Origin of the sequence: Polaribacter marinivivus, from assembly GCF_042651285.1 — a bacterium.
GTDB classification, from domain to species: domain Bacteria; phylum Bacteroidota; class Bacteroidia; order Flavobacteriales; family Flavobacteriaceae; genus Polaribacter; species Polaribacter marinivivus.
In genome coordinates, this window is record NZ_JBHSCY010000002.1 from 542720 (window position 1) to 559252 (window position 16533).

The 16533-nt window shown below is 28.1% G+C and carries 20 protein-coding genes; 6 read left to right on the forward strand and 14 right to left on the reverse strand.

Going from position 1 to position 16533, the window contains the following annotated elements; genetic code table 11:
• Positions 1 to 26: 26 nt before the first annotated feature.
• The 7 genes from ACFOWD_RS10570 to ACFOWD_RS10600 are packed head-to-tail and all read right to left on the reverse strand — an operon-like array spanning position 27 to position 6609.
• The gene (locus tag ACFOWD_RS10570; protein ID WP_377410405.1) at positions 27 to 944 is read right to left on the reverse strand and encodes a UDP-3-O-(3-hydroxymyristoyl)glucosamine N-acyltransferase; all 918 of its coding nucleotides are present in this window, start codon (positions 942 to 944) and stop codon (positions 27 to 29) included.
• 1 nt (position 945) lies between these two features.
• Complete coding sequence (locus tag ACFOWD_RS10575) at positions 946 to 1539, reverse strand: hypothetical protein (RefSeq protein ID WP_377410407.1); 594 nt, start codon at positions 1537 to 1539, stop codon at positions 946 to 948.
• Entirely contained in the window at positions 1539 to 2105 is a 567-nt protein-coding gene (efp, locus tag ACFOWD_RS10580) for an elongation factor P (RefSeq protein ID WP_298992969.1), read from the reverse strand. Before efp ends, ACFOWD_RS10575 begins: the two co-directional genes overlap by 1 nt.
• A 22-nt stretch (positions 2106 to 2127) precedes the next feature.
• Positions 2128 to 2913 (reverse strand): acyl-ACP--UDP-N-acetylglucosamine O-acyltransferase, encoded by a 786-nt coding sequence (lpxA, locus tag ACFOWD_RS10585; RefSeq protein WP_298992966.1) that lies wholly within the window; start codon positions 2911 to 2913, stop codon positions 2128 to 2130.
• Between the two features lies 1 nt (position 2914).
• A complete protein-coding gene (locus ACFOWD_RS10590) occupies positions 2915 to 4306 on the reverse strand; it encodes a bifunctional UDP-3-O-[3-hydroxymyristoyl] N-acetylglucosamine deacetylase/3-hydroxyacyl-ACP dehydratase (RefSeq protein WP_377410410.1) in 1392 nt (463 codons plus the stop codon).
• Positions 4303 to 5340 (reverse strand): UDP-3-O-(3-hydroxymyristoyl)glucosamine N-acyltransferase, encoded by a 1038-nt coding sequence (gene lpxD / locus ACFOWD_RS10595; protein WP_377410412.1) that lies wholly within the window; start codon positions 5338 to 5340, stop codon positions 4303 to 4305. The genes ACFOWD_RS10590 and lpxD overlap by 4 nt, the downstream gene beginning before the upstream one ends.
• A gap of 45 nt (positions 5341 to 5385) precedes the next feature.
• Entirely contained in the window at positions 5386 to 6609 is a 1224-nt protein-coding gene (locus ACFOWD_RS10600) for an HD domain-containing protein (RefSeq protein ID WP_377410414.1), read from the reverse strand.
• A 126-nt stretch (positions 6610 to 6735) separates the two neighbouring features.
• Here ACFOWD_RS10600 and porX point away from each other — a divergent pair, with 126 nt between their 5' ends.
• The 5 genes from porX to ACFOWD_RS10625 are packed head-to-tail and all read left to right on the forward strand — an operon-like array spanning position 6736 to position 10946.
• Positions 6736 to 8283, forward strand: a complete 1548-nt coding sequence (gene porX / locus ACFOWD_RS10605; RefSeq protein WP_377410416.1) for a T9SS response regulator signal transducer PorX — start codon at positions 6736 to 6738, stop codon at positions 8281 to 8283.
• Positions 8284 to 8324: 41 nt separating this feature from the next.
• A complete protein-coding gene (locus ACFOWD_RS10610; RefSeq protein WP_377410417.1) occupies positions 8325 to 8894 on the forward strand; it encodes a DUF1287 domain-containing protein in 570 nt (189 codons plus the stop codon).
• A 21-nt stretch (positions 8895 to 8915) separates the two neighbouring features.
• A complete protein-coding gene (gene tsaE / locus ACFOWD_RS10615) occupies positions 8916 to 9326 on the forward strand; it encodes a tRNA (adenosine(37)-N6)-threonylcarbamoyltransferase complex ATPase subunit type 1 TsaE (protein ID WP_377410419.1) in 411 nt (136 codons plus the stop codon).
• Between the two features lie 2 nt (positions 9327 to 9328).
• On the forward strand, positions 9329 to 10525 hold the full coding sequence (locus tag ACFOWD_RS10620; RefSeq protein WP_377410421.1) for an alanine dehydrogenase: 1197 nt from the start codon (positions 9329 to 9331) through the stop codon (positions 10523 to 10525).
• Between the two features lie 49 nt (positions 10526 to 10574).
• Positions 10575 to 10946: a DUF4258 domain-containing protein gene (locus ACFOWD_RS10625; RefSeq protein ID WP_298992947.1), complete on the forward strand. Its 372-nt coding sequence runs from the start codon at positions 10575 to 10577 to the stop codon at positions 10944 to 10946.
• Here the strand turns inward: ACFOWD_RS10625 and ACFOWD_RS10630 are convergent.
• Complete coding sequence (locus ACFOWD_RS10630) at positions 10943 to 11536, reverse strand: YdeI/OmpD-associated family protein (protein ID WP_377410423.1); 594 nt, start codon at positions 11534 to 11536, stop codon at positions 10943 to 10945. The genes ACFOWD_RS10625 and ACFOWD_RS10630 overlap by 4 nt on opposite strands.
• A gap of 26 nt (positions 11537 to 11562) precedes the next feature.
• Entirely contained in the window at positions 11563 to 12234 is a 672-nt protein-coding gene (locus ACFOWD_RS10635; RefSeq protein ID WP_377410425.1) for a TrmH family RNA methyltransferase, read from the reverse strand.
• 38 nt (positions 12235 to 12272) lie between these two features.
• Between ACFOWD_RS10635 and ACFOWD_RS10640 the strand changes: the two genes are divergently transcribed.
• A complete protein-coding gene (locus ACFOWD_RS10640; protein WP_377410427.1) occupies positions 12273 to 12956 on the forward strand; it encodes an SIR2 family NAD-dependent protein deacylase in 684 nt (227 codons plus the stop codon).
• A 1-nt stretch (position 12957) separates the two neighbouring features.
• On the opposite strand, the gene ACFOWD_RS10645 is transcribed toward ACFOWD_RS10640, so the two are convergent.
• The 5 genes from ACFOWD_RS10645 to ACFOWD_RS10665 all read right to left on the reverse strand — a co-directional run bounded on the left by ACFOWD_RS10645 (position 12958) and on the right by ACFOWD_RS10665 (position 16531).
• Entirely contained in the window at positions 12958 to 13197 is a 240-nt protein-coding gene (locus ACFOWD_RS10645; protein WP_298992936.1) for a hypothetical protein, read from the reverse strand.
• A gap of 110 nt (positions 13198 to 13307) precedes the next feature.
• The gene (locus ACFOWD_RS10650) at positions 13308 to 14012 is read right to left on the reverse strand and encodes a LytR/AlgR family response regulator transcription factor (RefSeq protein WP_377410429.1); all 705 of its coding nucleotides are present in this window, start codon (positions 14010 to 14012) and stop codon (positions 13308 to 13310) included.
• 7 nt (positions 14013 to 14019) lie between these two features.
• Positions 14020 to 14343, reverse strand: a complete 324-nt coding sequence (locus ACFOWD_RS10655; protein WP_377410431.1) for an Hpt domain-containing protein — start codon at positions 14341 to 14343, stop codon at positions 14020 to 14022.
• A 2-nt stretch (positions 14344 to 14345) separates the two neighbouring features.
• The gene (locus ACFOWD_RS10660) at positions 14346 to 15392 is read right to left on the reverse strand and encodes a sensor histidine kinase (protein WP_377410433.1); all 1047 of its coding nucleotides are present in this window, start codon (positions 15390 to 15392) and stop codon (positions 14346 to 14348) included.
• A complete protein-coding gene (locus ACFOWD_RS10665; protein ID WP_377410435.1) occupies positions 15392 to 16531 on the reverse strand; it encodes an FIST signal transduction protein in 1140 nt (379 codons plus the stop codon). Before ACFOWD_RS10665 ends, ACFOWD_RS10660 begins: the two co-directional genes overlap by 1 nt.
• Positions 16532 to 16533: the final 2 nt, after the last annotated feature.

Below are 16533 nucleotides of genomic sequence, written 5' to 3' on the forward strand. Positions count from 1 at the left end.
ACTTTTATAAAAAAGTTATTTGTTTTTTATTTTTCTTTTAACAGTCTTTTTAGACCTGCCAATTGTTTTAATTTCTCTCTTGATTCTTCTACTGGTGTCCCAAAATAAGATTTACCACCTTCTACAGATTTAGTAACTCCTGTTTGTCCTAAGATAATTGCTCCTTTACCTATGGTAATTCCGCTATTTGTACCCACTTGCCCCCAAATTGTAACTTCATCTTCTATAATTACACAACCTGCAATTCCTGTTTGTGAAGCAATTAAGCATTTTTTACCTATAATAGTATCATGACCAACATGAACTTGATTGTCAATTTTTGTTCCTTCTCCAATTGTAGTATCCCCTGTAACTCCTTTATCTATTGTACAAGAAGCACCTAAATCTACATTATCTTTTAAAACAACTCTGCCACCAGAAAGTAATTTATCAAATCCTGTAGGTCTATTTTTGTAATAAAAAGCATCTGCTCCTAAAACTGTATTTGCATGAATAGTAACATTATTTCCAATAACTGAATTATCATAAATAGTTACATTAGGATGAATCACACAGTTTTTACCAATTTTTACATGATTACCAATAAAAACATTTGGTTGTATTATAGTACCTTCTCCAATAATAGCAGTATCAGAAATATTGTTTTTTGAAGCTACAAAAGGATTAAAATGATTTGTAATTTTATTAAAATCACGAAATGGATCATCAGAAATTAATAAAGATTTTCCTTGTGGGCAATCTACTTTTTTATTGATTAAAATTGTAGTTGCAGCAGAATTTAAGGCTTTATCATAATACTTTGGATGATCTACAAAAACAATATCACCTTTTGTAACGACATGAATTTCATTGATGCCTAAAATTTCAAATTCTTCATCACCTATAAAATCACAATTTATTAATTGTGCGATTTCTTTAAGAGTTTGTGGTTTAGAAAACTTCAATTTATTGCTTTAGTTTTAAAGAATTATGAATTAAATTAAAGGTGTTTTTATACTTTTTAAATCTGTTTTTAGTTGTCCAAGACATCATCATAAACATATTTTCTTTCCCTTCTACAAAACCTATTAAATAAGAAATATCTATACCATCAATTTTACCAGTTATTTCATATTGACTAGCATTCTTGATTCTTAATGGAGCATCAGATTTATTTGATTTACCATCTTCAACATTTTCTGTAATACTATTAACCTGATAATCAACATAATTCTTCAAAGGTGAAATTGAGTCATTGTAAATCTCTGCATTTTTAAACGCATTAATGAAATCTTGTTTGTTTTCGTCTATGACTATAGTATATGTTTCTTTAAAAATATTAGCATATTGTAAAGATGCATCTTCGTTTAAAGATTTCATTTCAGACATGTAATCTGGAATGGAAATTGAATAAATATTATTTACATCAATCTTTTTTAAATCTTCAACAGAAACTTTGTCAATACCAGATGAACCAACAGAATCTATAATTTTCTTACATGATTGAAAGATCAATAAAAAAAATAAAAGATAGGAAGTAGTTTTTAAAACTTGTTTCATTAATCTCTAATTCTTTCTTGATAAGAACCTGATGCAGTATCAATTTTTATTTTATCTCCTTCATTGATAAACAAAGGAACATTAACTGTTGCACCTGTTTCTACTGTAGCTGGCTTTGTTGCATTTGTTGCAGTGTTACCTTTAACTCCAGGTTCTGTATGGGTAATTTCTAAAATAACACTTGCAGGCATTTCTACAGAAAGAGGCATATTGTCTTCAGAATTTATAATAATTGTAACAATTTCACCTTCTTTCATTAATTCTGGTGTATCTAAAGCAGCTTCTAATAAACGAATTTGAGTATAATCTGCTTCATTCATAAAATGAAAAAATTCACCATCATTATATAAATACTGAAACTTATGAGTTTCTACTCTAACATCATCTATTTTTCTTCCTGAAGGAAAAGTATTATCTATAACTTTACCATTTGTAACACTTTTTAATTTAGTTCTTACAAATGCAGGTCCTTTACCTGGTTTTACGTGTAAGAATTCAATAATTTTATAGATATCGTTATTGTATCTTATGCATAATCCGTTTCTAATATCTGATGTTGTTGCCATTAAATTTATTTGTTTTTATAGTTTAGTTAGCCTTGTAATATCCTTTCATGATTCCTCTATGAGAATCTTTTATAAACTGTATGATTTCATCACGTTCAGGAGTGGCTTCCATTTCTGCTTCAATTATTTCTATTGCTTGTGAGTTGTTGTAGTTTCTTTGAAAAAGTATTCTATAAATATCTTGAATTTCTCTAATTTTTTCAGAACTAAACCCTCTTCTTCTTAAACCTACTGAGTTAATTCCTACATAAGATAAAGGTTCTCTTGCAGATTTTACATAAGGAGGCACATCTTTACGAACTAAAGACCCACCAGTTACAAATGCATGATTACCTACTGATGCAAATTGATGCACAGCAACCATACCTGCTAATACTACATTATCACCAATAGTTACATGACCTGCTAATGTAGAATTATTAGAAAAAATACAACCATTACCCACAAAACAATCATGTGCAATATGACAATAAGCCATAATTAAACAATCGTTTCCAATAACTGTTTTCATTCTATCTGAAGTACCTCTATTGATGGTAACACATTCTCTAATAGTAACGTTGTCGCCAATTTCTACTGTGGTTTCTTCATCATCAAATTTTAAATCTTGTGGAATAGCAGAAATTACAGCACCAGGAAAAATTCTACAATTTTTACCTATTCTAGCACCTTCCATAATTGTTACATTAGATCCTATCCAAGTTCCAGAACCAATGGTTACATTATTATGTATTGTTGTAAATGGTTCTATTACAACATTTCTTGCAACTTTTGCTTGTGGATGTACATATGCTAGTGGTTGATTCATGTTACTTTATCTTTGAAATTTGAGCCATTAATTCTGCTTCTGCAACTAATTTACCATTAGCATAAGCATAAGCTTGCATATGACATATACCCCTTCTAATAGGAGTTATTAATTCTGCTTTAAAAATTAAAGTATCTCCAGGTAATACTTTTTGTTTGAATTTAACTTTATCCATTTTCATGAAATAGGTTAAATAGTTTTCTGGATCTGGAACAGTACTTAATACTAAAATACCACCACATTGAGCCATAGCTTCTACTTGTAAAACACCTGGCATTACTGGAGCTCCAGGAAAATGTCCAACAAAGAAACTTTCGTTCATAGTAACATTTTTCATTCCAATAACATGTTTGTCTGAAAGCTCTAAAATTCGATCTACTAATAAGAACGGTGGTCTATGAGGAAGAATATCCATTATTTGATGAATATCCATTAAAGGTGTTTGATTTAAATCGTATTGAGGAACATTGTTTCTCTTTTCAATTTTAATCAATTTTGCTAGTTTCTTAGCAAACATAGTATTAACTAAATGACCTGGTTTATTAGCAATTACTTTACCCCTAATTCTTGTACCTACTAATGCTAAATCACCAATAACATCTAATAATTTGTGACGAGCAGCTTCGTTAGCCCAATGTAAATTTAGATTATCTAAAATTCCATTTGGTTTTACAGAGATATCATCTTTCTTAAAAGCTTTTTTAAGTTTTTGCATTGTTGCATCAGACAATTCTTTGTCTACATAAACAATTGCATTATTTAAGTCTCCTCCTTTAATTAGGTCATTTTCTAGTAACATTTCGATTTCATGTAAAAAACTAAATGTTCTAGCGTCTGCAATTTCATTTTTAAAATCAGACATTTTATCTAAAGTTGCATTTTGTGTACCTAAGATTTTAGTACCAAAATCTACCATAGTTGTTACCTGATATTCGTCTGAAGGCATTAAAATAATTTCACTACCAGAAACTTCATCTTTATAGGAAATGATTTCTTTTACAATATATTCTTCAATTTCTGCATCTTGTTCTTCTATACCTGCTTTTTCTAAAGCTTCTACAAAAAACTTAGAAGAACCATCCATAATTGGTGGTTCTGAAGCATCAATTTCTATAATCAGGTTATCTATATCTAAACCAACAGCAGCTGCAAGTACATGCTCTGATGTTTGTATTTGTACTCCTTTTTTCTCAAGGTTTGTTCCTCTTTGAGTGTTCACCACATAATCTGCATTTGCTTCTATGGTTGGGTTTCCTTCTAAATCTACTCTAACAAAAGCAAATCCATGATTTACAGGGGCAGGTTTAAAAGTCATGGAAACTGTATTACCTGTGTGTAAACCTACACCAGATAATGAAATTTCTGATTTTATTGTCTTTTGTTTCTTACTCATATTTTTTGATTTTCTTGACTGAAATCTTTTTCTAACTTATTTACTGTTGCTGCTATTTTAGGTAAGTTTCTAAAATAAACATAGCTTTTATTAAAATCTGAATAACCAAATGCAGGCGTTCCTTGGACAGTATCACCATCTTTTAGGTTTTTTGTAATGCCAGATTGTGCTTGAATTTTTACTCCATTACCAATAACCAAATGTCCTACAATACCAACTTGACCACCAATCATACAATTTTCACCAATTTTAGTTGAACCTGCAATTCCTGTTTGTGCTGCAATTACAGTGTTTTTACCAACTTCTACATTATGTGCAATCTGTATTTGGTTGTCTAGTTTAACTCCTTTTCTAATAATTGTAGAACCTAAAGTAGCTCTATCAATAGTAGAACCAGAACCAATATCTACATTATCCTCTATGATAACATTTCCAATCTGTGGAATAGCTTTATACTCTCCATTTTCATCAGGTGCAAAACCAAAACCATCTGAACCAATTGTAGAACTAGAATGAATTTTACAATTATTACCAATTTGAGTTTCTGAATAAACTTTTACACCAGCAAATAATACGCAATTATCTCCTATAGTAGTATTATCTCCTATATAACAATTTGGATATATTTTTACATTATCTCCAATAACAACATTTTCACCTATGTAAGTAAAAGCTCCTACATATGCATTTTTTCCAATTTTTGAAGATTCGGATATGAAACTCGGTTGTTCTATACCAGATTTATTATTTTTTACTTCGTTGTAAAATTCTAATAATTTGGAAAAAGATTTATAGGCGTTATCAACTTTTATTAAAGTTGTAGTCACTTCTTTTTCTGGAACAAAGCTTTTATTTACAATAGCTATAGAAGCATTTGTAGTATATAAATAAGGATTATACTTAGGATTGGATAAAAAAGTTAAAGAACCTTTTTCTCCTTCCTCTATTTTAGATAATTTAGAAACTTCTTCTTCTGGGTTGCCTACTACATCACCTTCTAATATATCTGCTATTTGTTGTGCCGTAAATTTCATCAAACGCAAAAATATAAAAATTATAGGTATTTGGCTAATTACAATTTACTTTGGATAACAAAATATGTGTTTTATGACAGGTTTTGTTAACGCTTGTAAATTTAATTGATCTGAAGCTTTAGAAATATCGATTAATTTACCTTTTTTATTTAGAATAAAAATTGGTTTTTCTAAGCTATATGCTTGATTACTAATTTTTTGAGTAAATACAAAATAATTAACTTCTTTTTCTGAAATATTTATCTTTTCTAAAAATTTAGTTTTCTTTTTTTCCTGCTTTTCTTTACTTATTTCTTCTTTTTGAATTTCTATTCTAAATAACTTTCTATTAATAATCATTTCTGACAATAAAGAAAGCACTTTATCTGGATGATGAATCCATTCTTTTATAGCAGATAAAATATCGTAATCATCTAATTTAGAAAACATTTTTAAGGTCTCATCACTAAAATTTTCCTCATTTATTTGATTGTATAAAAAATATTTTAAAGGTTTTGTGGCAAATAATTCTTCTCCTTTATTTGCAAGTTCTTTGGCTCTTTTTAAAACATTGACTAACATGTTTTCTGCAACTAAACCTGTTTTATGAAGATAAACTTGCCAATACATTAACCTTCTAGCTATCAGGAACTTTTCTACAGAGTAAATTCCTTTTTGCTCAATAACTAATTCATCATTCTTAACATTCATCATAGCAATTAATCTGTCTGATGAAATATTACCCTCAGTTACTCCTGTATAAAAACTATCTCTTCTTAAATAATCTAATCTATCAATATCTAATTGACTAGAAATTAATTGACATAAAAATTTACGATGATACTTCCCTTCAAAAATTTCGATGGCTAAAGAAAGTTTATTATCAAACTCTTTATTTAGTTTTTTCATAAACTTTAAAGAAATTTCTTCATGAGAGATATTATCGACAATGCTATGTTCTAAAGCATGTGAAAATGCTCCATGACCAATATCATGCAATAAAATTGCAATTAATAAACCATTTTCTTCATCTTTAGAAATTTCTACTTGTTTAAATCGTAAAACTCTTATTGCTTTTTGCATTAAATGTATACAACCTAAAGCATGATGAAACCTAGTATGATTTGCTCCTGGATACACTAAATTGGATAATCCCATTTGCGAAATCCTTCTTAATCGTTGAAAATAAGGATGTTCTATAATGTCAAAAATTAATGAATTAGGAATTTGTATAAATCCGTAAATAGGATCATTTAATATTTTTAGTTTGTTGGGTGCTTTTTTCTTCAAAAGTTGATATTTATCAATCTATTGCAAAATACAAACATTATTTTTTTTAGCAATATTTTATCATTTTAAAAGAATATAAAAAATAACATATCTTTACTTTTAACGTTAAAGAATAAAACAAATTTAATGAGTAGTATACAGATTTTATGGGTTGATGATGAAATTGAATTATTAAAACCTCACATACTTTTTCTAGAAAAGAAAGATTATAAAGTTACCACATGTACAAATGGTGCAGATGCAATTGATTTAGTTGCAGAACAAAATTTTGATATCGTTTTTTTAGATGAAAATATGCCTGGTTTAACTGGTTTAGAAACCTTATCTGAAATAAAGCAAAAGCAAGCTAATCTTCCTGTTGTAATGATTACAAAGAGCGAGGAAGAATATATTATGGAAGAAGCTATAGGATCTAAAATTGCAGATTATTTAATAAAACCTGTGAATCCTAGTCAAATATTATTGAGTTTAAAAAAGAATTTAGACAATTCACGTTTGGTTTCTGAGAAAACAACTTCTAGCTATCAACAAGAATTTCGTAAAATTTCTATGGATTTAGCTATGGTGAATTCTTATGAAGATTGGATAGATTTATATAAGAAACTAGTTCATTGGGAGTTAGAACTAGAAAATATTAGTGATACTGGTATGTTAGGTATTTTAGAAAGCCAAAAACAAGAAGCTAATAATCAGTTTTTTAAGTTTATTAAAAAGAATTATGAGGATTTTTTAACAGCCAATGATAAACCTACTTTCTCACATACTCTTTTTAAAGATTATGTAGTTCCAGAATTAAACAAAGATCAAGGTGTTTTATGGATTGTGATTGATAATTTGAGGTATGATCAATTTAGAGTGTTAGAACCATTTATAAATCAACATTATAAAAAAGAAGAAGAATATAGTTATTTTTCAATTCTACCAACAGCTACTCAATATGCTAGAAATGCTATTTTTTCTGGATTAATGCCTTCTGAAATGGAGAAACGTCATCCAAATTATTGGAAAAATGATACTGATGAAGGTGGAATGAATTTGTATGAAAATGAATTTTTATCAGCACAAATAAAACGTTTAGGCTTAGATATTAGTCACGAATATTACAAAATTTCTTCTCTAAAAAGCGGAAAAGAATTAGCCAATAATTTTAATGGTACTAAACAGAATGACCTAACTACAGTTGTCTATAATTTTGTTGATATCCTTTCTCATTCAAAAACAGAAATGGAAGTTATAAAAGAATTGGCTGGCGATGATAAAGCTTATAGAAGTTTAACCTTAAGTTGGTTTAAAAATTCACCTTTATTTGAAATTATTCAAAAAGCACAAGCTTTAGGTCAAAAACTAATTGTAACCACAGATCATGGTACAATTAATTGTAAAAACCCAACAAAAGTAATTGGAGATAAAAATATAAGCTCTAATTTAAGGTATAAAACTGGTAGAAGTTTAACCTATGAAGAAAAAGATGTGTATGCTGTTCGTAATCCAAAAGACATTTTCTTACCAACTGTTGCAATGAATGCGCCTTTTATTTTTGCAAAAGAAGATTTGTTTTTTGCTTATCCAAACAACTTTAATCATTTTGTAAAATATTATAAAAACACCTATCAACATGGAGGTATATCTTTAGAAGAAGTTATTATACCTTGTGCTGTTTATAGTCCTAAATAGGGTTTATGCTATACTTTCTAAAAGGATACAATTTAATTACTATGAAAAAATATATTTTACTATTTGCTTTACTATTTTTTCAATTTTCATTTTCTCAAGAAAATAAACTATCATTAGCTGCATTAGAATTAACTAAAGAAAAGGTAGTTTATGACCCAAGTTACTTTTCAATTAGTTATCCTAATGGAGATATTCCTAAAGGCAAAGGTGTGTGTACAGATGTTATTATTAGGGCTTATAGAAAAATAGGTATCGATTTACAAAAAAAAGTTCATGAAGACATGAAAACAAATTTTTCTAAATACCCAAAATTATGGGGACTAAAAAGCACTGACAAAAATATAGATCATAGAAGAGTACCTAATTTAATGACTTATTTTAAAAGAAAACGAGCAGAAAAAATAATTAGTAGAAATCCAAAAGATTATTTACCTGGAGATATTGTTGCTTGGAATTTAGGAGGTGCAATAACTCACATAGGAATAGTTGTTCATAAAAAATCTTTAGATAAAAAAAGAAATCTAATTGTTCATAATATTGGTTCTGGGCAAGTATTAGAAGACTGTTTATTCTCTTATAAAATTATTGGGCATTATAGATTTAGAATTTAAATTCTTGAGTATTTTTGCGATATGAATAAAAATTATTCTCTACAGGACTTGCCAAAAATTGCATCTGAAATTATTTCATCAGCAAAAAATAAAACGTTATTGTTTTATGGACAAATGGGTGTTGGTAAAACAACACTTATAAAAGAGCTTTGTAAGAGCTTAGGAGTATTAGACAACATCTCCTCTCCTACTTTTTCATTGGTAAATGAATATCAAACAGCTAATAATGATAAAGTTTATCATTTTGATTTTTATAGAATTGAAGATGAAGAAGAGGCTTATGATATTGGAATTGAAGATTATTTTGATTCAAAAAACTGGTGTTTTGTAGAATGGCCAGAAAATATTGAAAATTTATTACCTTTAGATGCTGTTGAAATTCATTTAAGTTTATTAGATGATGAGCAACGAAACATTCAACTAAAACAATAAATATGGGTTCATTTTCTCCTTTTAGTAAAGAAGAATTACTTCCACAAGCAGAAACTTTAGAAATAAAAAAGACAAAAGGAGAACTCTTTATTGGCTTACCCAAAGAAACCTATTTAGGTGAAAAAAGAGTTTGTTTAACTCCAGATGCTGTATCTGCGCTTTGTGCTCATGGACATAGAATTGTAGTAGAAACTGGTGCAGGAGATAATGCAAATTATCCTGATAGCGAATATTCTGAAGCTGGTGCAAAAATATCTTATGATACAGAAGAAGCGTTTAAATGTAATATAGTTTTAAAGGTTGCACCACCAACAGAAAAAGAAATAGCATATATAAATCCACAAACTGTATTAATATCATCTTTACAATTAAAAACTCAAGATAAAAAATACTTTGAGTTGTTAGCAAAAAAAAGAATAACAGCTGTTGCTTTTGATTATATAAAAGATGAACACAGTACCTACCCTATTGTTAAGTCTTTAAGTGAAATAGCTGGTACTGCATCTGTTTTAATTGCTGCAGAATTAATGAGTGGTAGTAACAAAGGAAATGGTCTGTTATTAGGTAATATTGGAGGTGTACCACCTTCTAGTGTAGTTATTTTTGGAGCTGGAACAGTTGGTGAATTTGCTGCTAGAACAGCATTAGGTCTAGGAGCAAGAGTTAAGGTTTTTGATAATTCAATTACCAAATTAAGAAAGTTGCAACACTGCTTACCTGCTCCAATTTATACATCTACAGTACAACCAAAATCCGTATTTAAAGCATTAATGAGAGCAGATGTTGCTATTGGTGCTATTAGAGGTAAAAACAGATCTCCTATTATTGCCACAGAAACTATGGTAGAGCAAATGAAAGAAGGCGCAATTGTAGTAGATGTAAGTATAGATAGAGGTGGTTGTTTTGAAACATCTAATGTAACTTCTCATAGCAAACCTACTTTTGTAAAACATGGTGTAATTCATTATTGTGTACCAAATATTCCTGCAAGATATGCTAGAACAGCATCACTTTCTATAAGTAATATATTTACGCCTTATCTTTTAAATATTGCAGAAGAAGGCGGATTTGAAAATGCAGCACGTTTTGATAAGAGTCTTAGAAATGGCATGTATTTTTATCATGGAATTTTAACAAATAAAACTGTAGCAGATTGGTTTGACTTACCTTACAGAGATATTAATTTATTGATTTTATAATTACTTTTTACCTAAAAGAATTACTATTTTTGCAACTCAAAACAATACCATGTTAATTAAAAGAATTGGTTATTATTTAGTTGGTTTATCTATTGGTTCAGTAGCTACTTATTTTTTCTGGCAAAAGAAAGACGCTTCATTTGATTATGGAATGGATGCTAGAACTCTAAAAACTATTAGAATTAAAGAACGTTTTTATTCTGATGAGGCAAAACTTACTATGAAAAACAACACAATTGATACTTTAGATATCTCTACAATTTTAAAGTTTGGTGATGTAGATTTTAGTAAAAGTAAAGCAAGACAAAAACCTTGTGCAGAATATTATGTAACTGGTAAAAAAGAGTTGAAACATGTTCATTTATATGTAGTTAGATGCGATTCTACTTCAACTATAGAAAAAGTAATTATAAATAATTAGCAATTTTTATATTTATCATATAAACCCTTTTTATTCAAAATTAAAGAGATTACTTTCTCTAATCTTCTATGTTTTGTAGCATCTTTTTTAGCAGAAGAAATATATTCACAGAACTCTCTTTGTTTAGATAATGTAAAGTCATTAAAACAATTTTTTAGTTCGTTATTTGTAGATAATTCTTTTTGTAATTCTTCAGGAATTATAATTGGCTTAGTATTTCTCTTTGGTTTTATTTCTCTACCTGCTTCAGCATTCTCTATAGCTTCTATGACGTATTGTTTAATAATTTTTAAATCCATTTCTTCAATAGAATTAAATCGCATTTGCCTTAAACCTTTAGTTTTATCTTTTTGAGCATTTATTAAAAGTTGGTGTTCATCTTTTAAAAAAACTCCATGATGAAACCATAAACCACAGTAGTTTTTAAAAGCAGACATCCCTAAAATATTTTTATTTTTATAGATGTAAGCTGGTATTCCCCATTTAATTTCTTCTTGCAAAGGCAGTTCTGAAAGAATTTTTCTTAATGCCAATAATTCTTTTTTCCATTCTTTTTGAGAAGCTATATATTCATTTACTTTATGATTCATGAAAAAAATTGATTGATGATTTAAAGTTATGCATTATTGTTAAAATAATATTCTTCTATTTTATCTACATTTTTAATTGTTTTTTTTACCCAATCAAAATACAGAACTTTTTTTTCTTGATCTGTTAACTGCCAATTAATAGTAGATTCTCTTAGTTTGGTGGTTACATCTTGTAAAATAATTGCAGCAGCTACAGAAATATTTAAGCTCTCTGTAAAACCAACCATGGGTATTTTTAAAAAACCATCTGCATTATCTTTTACAATATCAGAAATACCCTCTGCTTCTACACCAAATACAAAAGCAGATTTCTTGGTAATATCAAATTCTTGAAGCATACAAGAATTATTATGTGGTGTTGTACCAATAATTTGGTAGCCTTCTTTTTTTAAATGATTAAGGCAAGCAGTTGTGTTGTCTCCATCTTCTCTATATCTCTTAATATTTAACCATTTTTGAGAACCTTTTGCAACATGTCTAGAAACTTTATTAGTGTATTTGTTTTCTATGGCATGTATATCTTGTACACCAAAAATATCGCAAGTTCTTACTACAGCACTTGCATTATGAGCTTGATAAATATCTTCTAAAACAACAGTAAAATGTCTTGTTCTTTGTGAGAGTACATCCTTAAAAGTTTGTTTTCTTTTATCAGTTAAATAACCTTCGAAATATTCTAAGAGTTTTTGATCTATCATAGCTGCAAACATATTAATTTATTCTTATTTTTAGCTTGATGAAAAAAATAGTGGTTTTAACTGGTGCAGGGATGTCTGCAGAAAGTGGTATAAAAACGTTTAGAGACGAAGATGGTTTATGGGAAGGTCATTATGTAATGCAAGTAGCATCACCAGAAGGATTTAGAAGAAATCCTGAATTGGTTTTCGAGTTTTATAACCAAAGAAGAAGACAATTGTTATCTGTAAAACCAAATAAAGCACATTATAATTTAGTTGATTTAGAAAAATATTTTGATGTAGAAATTATTACTCAGAATATAGATAATTTACATGAAAAAGCAGGTAGTACTAAAGTTACTCACTTGCATGGAGAACTCTTAAAAGTACGAAGTACTTATAATGATAACATTGTTTTAAATTGGAATAAAGATTTACATTTAGGTGATCTTGGACCAGATAACAAACAATTAAGACCACATATTGTTTGGTTTGGTGAATTGGTGCCTATGTTAGATAAGGCTATAGAAACAACTTCAAAAGCAGATATTCTAATAATAATAGGTACTTCTATGCAGGTTTATCCAGCTGCTAGTTTGGTGAATTTTATTAAACCAAACACTCCTATATATTTTATAGATCCTAAACCAACTATAACAAATAATGATTTTAATAACTTAAAGATTATAAGTGATTTTGCGAGTGAAGGTACAAATAAATTAATATCAATATTAAAGCAATAATTTAGCTTAAAAACTGTCTTCTGCTTACTTCAGATAAAAACATAAGTTCTGCAAAATGAATAAATTTAAAAAGATTTAATCCTAAAGTCCAATTAATCGATTTTTCTAAAGTTATTTCTGTATTACTTTGTGCAATAATTTTAGCTTTTTCTAACTGAGCTTCAGTTAACTCTGAACCATAAGTATTTATATTTAAAGCTGTTAAAACTACTGCTATGATTATAATTAAGTATTTTCTCATGACGTAAATATTACATCACAAAAATACTCTTGAAGTAAGCTTAATTTTGTTAGAAATCGATTTAAAGAAAATAAGTTTCGCTAAAAATAGAGTTTACTATCGATAAAATGTTAAAGTAAGTCTAAACGCTTCATTAGTTCTGGTCTTTTAGAACGACTAACAGGAATAACATCTTTCTTTATCAGTACACTATTATCTTCTATATCAATAATTTTCTTAACATTTATAATATAAGATCTATGCACTTTTAAAAATAAAGAATCTGGTAATTTTTCTTCTATTTTCTTTAAAGTTGAATGAACAATATAGTTTTTGTTTTCTGTTTTTATATTAATATAATCTCCTTTAGCTTGAATTAGATAAATACTAGGTAGATCTATCTTAATAAGTCTTCTATCAATATTAACATAAAAATCATTTTTAACTTCTTCAACTTTATTTTTAGAAGCTTCTTTTTTTATTATTTGCTCTTTTTGTGCTTTTTTTACTGCTTTTTCAAAACGAGGAAACTCAATAGGTTTTAGTAAATAATCTACAATAAAATCATATTCAAATGCTTCTATAGCAAATTTTGGGTCTGATGTTGTAAAAATTATTTTTGGTGGGTTTTTTAGTGTTTTAATAAAGTCTAGACCACTAAAATTTGGCATATGTATATCTAAAAAAATCAAGTCAACTTGATTTTCATTTAAATACTTAATGGCTTGAATAGCATCAGAAAATTCCTCTACTAACTCTAAAGAGTTTATTTCTGAACAAAGGGTTTTAATAATTACCCTAGCCATTTTTTCATCATCTATAACAATACAGTTCATGGAGGAGCTAAATAGTTTTCAAAAATTTGGTTATTGATTTTAATGTAGTTTCAAAATCGTCTTTTTGAACTTTGTTTAATTCTCCTTCTCTAAGACTTAATTCGAAATCTACAGCTTTGTTGTAACTAATTTCGAGACCTAAAATACTAAATTTATGTTTAATTCTATGAACTTGGTCTTCAATATCTTTAAAATTACCATTTTCTAGACTTTTAAAGTAATTTTCTAAGTCAATAGGAAATTCTTCTTTAACAACAGCAATTAATGTGTTTTTTACATCTTCTTCACCTCTGGCAAGCTGATTAATATATTCTAAGTTAGGTTTTTCCATAATTATTTTTTTATTGTAAAGTAAAATGTAGTTTCTTCATTTGGTATAGATTGAACCCAAATTTCACCTTTATAGGCTTCTACTATTTTTTTGGCTATTGATAAACCTATACCTGTAGATTTATAGTCGTCTTCTAATTTTTGAAAAGCTATAAAAATCTTATTAAAATACTTGTTATCAATTCCCTTACCATTGTCCTTAATACTAAACTCCCAATAATCTGGTTTTTCTTTGTAATCAATTTTAACAAATCCGTTTTCTGATTTATCATTAAATTTTAGAGAGTTTTCTATTAAATGATGAAAAAGCAATTCTAATCTGTGCTGATCTCCTACAATTACAGGTAATTTATTAGGTATTAATATTGCAATATCATTAGGATTATCTAAAGTTTGAATTATATCTTCTAATAATATGTTTAAATTAACTTTATAAAGCTTCTTTTCTGATTTCCCAATCGTAGAATATTCTAATATACCATGAATAAGAGTATCCATTTTTTCTACATTCTCTCTTATTAAATCTATAATTTCTTTACCTCCTTCACCTAAATCTGTAGCATAATCTTGTTTTATCCATGTAGTTAAGGCATCTAAGCTTTGTAAAGGTGATTTTAAATCATGAGAAACCATATGCGCGTAATCATTTAATTCTTGATTTTGGCGCTCTAAATTTGTTACTAAAGTGTCTTTTTGTTTGTTAATTCTAATAATTTCTTTGGTTTGATTGTCGATAAAATCTACTAAATCTAAAGTATCAGATTTATCTAAATTTTCGATTTCTTTATGTTCTAAACCTTTTAATGAATTAATAACGTTATTTAATTTATTAATAATTTCTTTTTGTGAAGTAGTTTCTTTTCTAAGACTTTTATTAGACTCATATAATTCTTTAGAACTTAATCCAACAGCTCTTTGTAACATTGTAAAATGTTGTTCAGAATTATTATAAGATTTATTTACAGCCTCTATAAAAGTGGCTAAATCTTCATTAGATTGAAGTTCAGCTGGTAAATATTTTCTTATTTGTCTTTTTAAAAGTGGATTCATTATTCACTTATTAATGTAATAGCAATTGATTGGTTGTGTAATTGACAACTCATTTCTAAATCAAAAGGAGCTATTTCTCCATAAGAATAAAAACCACAAACAGTTGCTTTATCTCCAATGACCTCTATAACTTCTTCTATCTCTTCTTCTACTCTTTGGTCTAAGACTAATTTACGTCCAATACAGCTTACTATAATAGCTAAATCTGGCTTATTTTCTCTTAATCTTAAAGCTTGCACTGCTCCATTTTCAGCTGCATCAACAAGATTATCCATACCAGTCATCATCAATTGCGCTTTTGAGCCTTCTTTTATATCACCTGCTAATATCATTGAATTTTTTTCTTCATCAATATTTAATATGGTTCTAACAACAGATTTAGATTCGTTCTCTGAAGTTACATTTAGTGGAAACAATAAAGCTGCACCAGGCAATTCTTTAGATTTACTACCTAAATATGTTTTGTATAAGTCTAAGGCAGGTTTATCATCTAATTCATATAAAACATTGTCTTTAGATTTTGTTACAATACGTTCTGGACCAAAAGGAATCCAACCACCATTTGTAGCAAAGGTAACTTCTATTGTATCTCCATAAAATCCTACAGCAACAATTTCTCCTTGTTTTGGATTTTCATTATAAGAAGCTAATGTTGTTTCAAATTTGTCATCATCACCACATAATCCTCCTGTTATTAGTATATTACTATCAGTAGCAGAATTCATACCAATTGTAAGTTTACTTCCATTGATGAAACTACCTTCAGAAATTACTAATACGTATTTTAAATTCTCTTTTGGAAATTGATCTATAAGTTGTTTACCAGTTTCGTAACTATCAATTACATTATCTTCTTTAATAATATTAGCTTTTTTTACTAGAAATGAACTTTTTTCAAATTCGATAGCAGTAATGGTTAAGCTATTTTCTGAAACTGTATTAGAAATTATATCTCCAGAAGTTGATCCAAAAACTATATGACCATCATTAAAAATAGATTTTATTTTATCATAAATGGTAGGATCTTGTAATAAAACTCTGTTACCAAATACTAAAACTAGAGGTTCTTTAAGCTCTTGTTTTTCTGAAGTATATTCAAATTCATTTTGTTTGTTTAGCTTTAGTTGTACAGTTTTCATCT

Coding starts and splice junctions, on each gene's coding strand:
- ACFOWD_RS10625 (WP_298992947.1), top strand. CDS start 10,575: ATGTTAATTAAAAGAATTGGTTATTATTTAGTTGGTTTATCTATTGGT.
- ACFOWD_RS10630 (WP_377410423.1), bottom strand. CDS start 11,536: ATGAATCATAAAGTAAATGAATATATAGCTTCTCAAAAAGAATGGAAA.
- ACFOWD_RS10655 (WP_377410431.1), bottom strand. CDS start 14,343: ATGGAAAAACCTAACTTAGAATATATTAATCAGCTTGCCAGAGGTGAA.
- ACFOWD_RS10590 (WP_377410410.1), bottom strand. CDS start 4,306: ATGAGTAAGAAACAAAAGACAATAAAATCAGAAATTTCATTATCTGGT.
- ACFOWD_RS10660 (WP_377410433.1), bottom strand. CDS start 15,392: ATGAATCCACTTTTAAAAAGACAAATAAGAAAATATTTACCAGCTGAA.
- ACFOWD_RS10640 (WP_377410427.1), top strand. CDS start 12,273: ATGAAAAAAATAGTGGTTTTAACTGGTGCAGGGATGTCTGCAGAAAGT.
- lpxD (WP_377410412.1), bottom strand. CDS start 5,340: ATGAAATTTACGGCACAACAAATAGCAGATATATTAGAAGGTGATGTA.
- ACFOWD_RS10635 (WP_377410425.1), bottom strand. CDS start 12,234: ATGATAGATCAAAAACTCTTAGAATATTTCGAAGGTTATTTAACTGAT.
- tsaE (WP_377410419.1), top strand. CDS start 8,916: ATGAATAAAAATTATTCTCTACAGGACTTGCCAAAAATTGCATCTGAA.
- efp (WP_298992969.1), bottom strand. CDS start 2,105: ATGGCAACAACATCAGATATTAGAAACGGATTATGCATAAGATACAAT.
- porX (WP_377410416.1), top strand. CDS start 6,736: ATGAGTAGTATACAGATTTTATGGGTTGATGATGAAATTGAATTATTA.
- ACFOWD_RS10650 (WP_377410429.1), bottom strand. CDS start 14,012: ATGAACTGTATTGTTATAGATGATGAAAAAATGGCTAGGGTAATTATT.
- ACFOWD_RS10665 (WP_377410435.1), bottom strand. CDS start 16,531: ATGAAAACTGTACAACTAAAGCTAAACAAACAAAATGAATTTGAATAT.
- ACFOWD_RS10620 (WP_377410421.1), top strand. CDS start 9,329: ATGGGTTCATTTTCTCCTTTTAGTAAAGAAGAATTACTTCCACAAGCA.
- lpxA (WP_298992966.1), bottom strand. CDS start 2,913: ATGAATCAACCACTAGCATATGTACATCCACAAGCAAAAGTTGCAAGA.
- ACFOWD_RS10610 (WP_377410417.1), top strand. CDS start 8,325: ATGAAAAAATATATTTTACTATTTGCTTTACTATTTTTTCAATTTTCA.
- ACFOWD_RS10575 (WP_377410407.1), bottom strand. CDS start 1,539: ATGAAACAAGTTTTAAAAACTACTTCCTATCTTTTATTTTTTTTATTG.
- ACFOWD_RS10645 (WP_298992936.1), bottom strand. CDS start 13,197: ATGAGAAAATACTTAATTATAATCATAGCAGTAGTTTTAACAGCTTTA.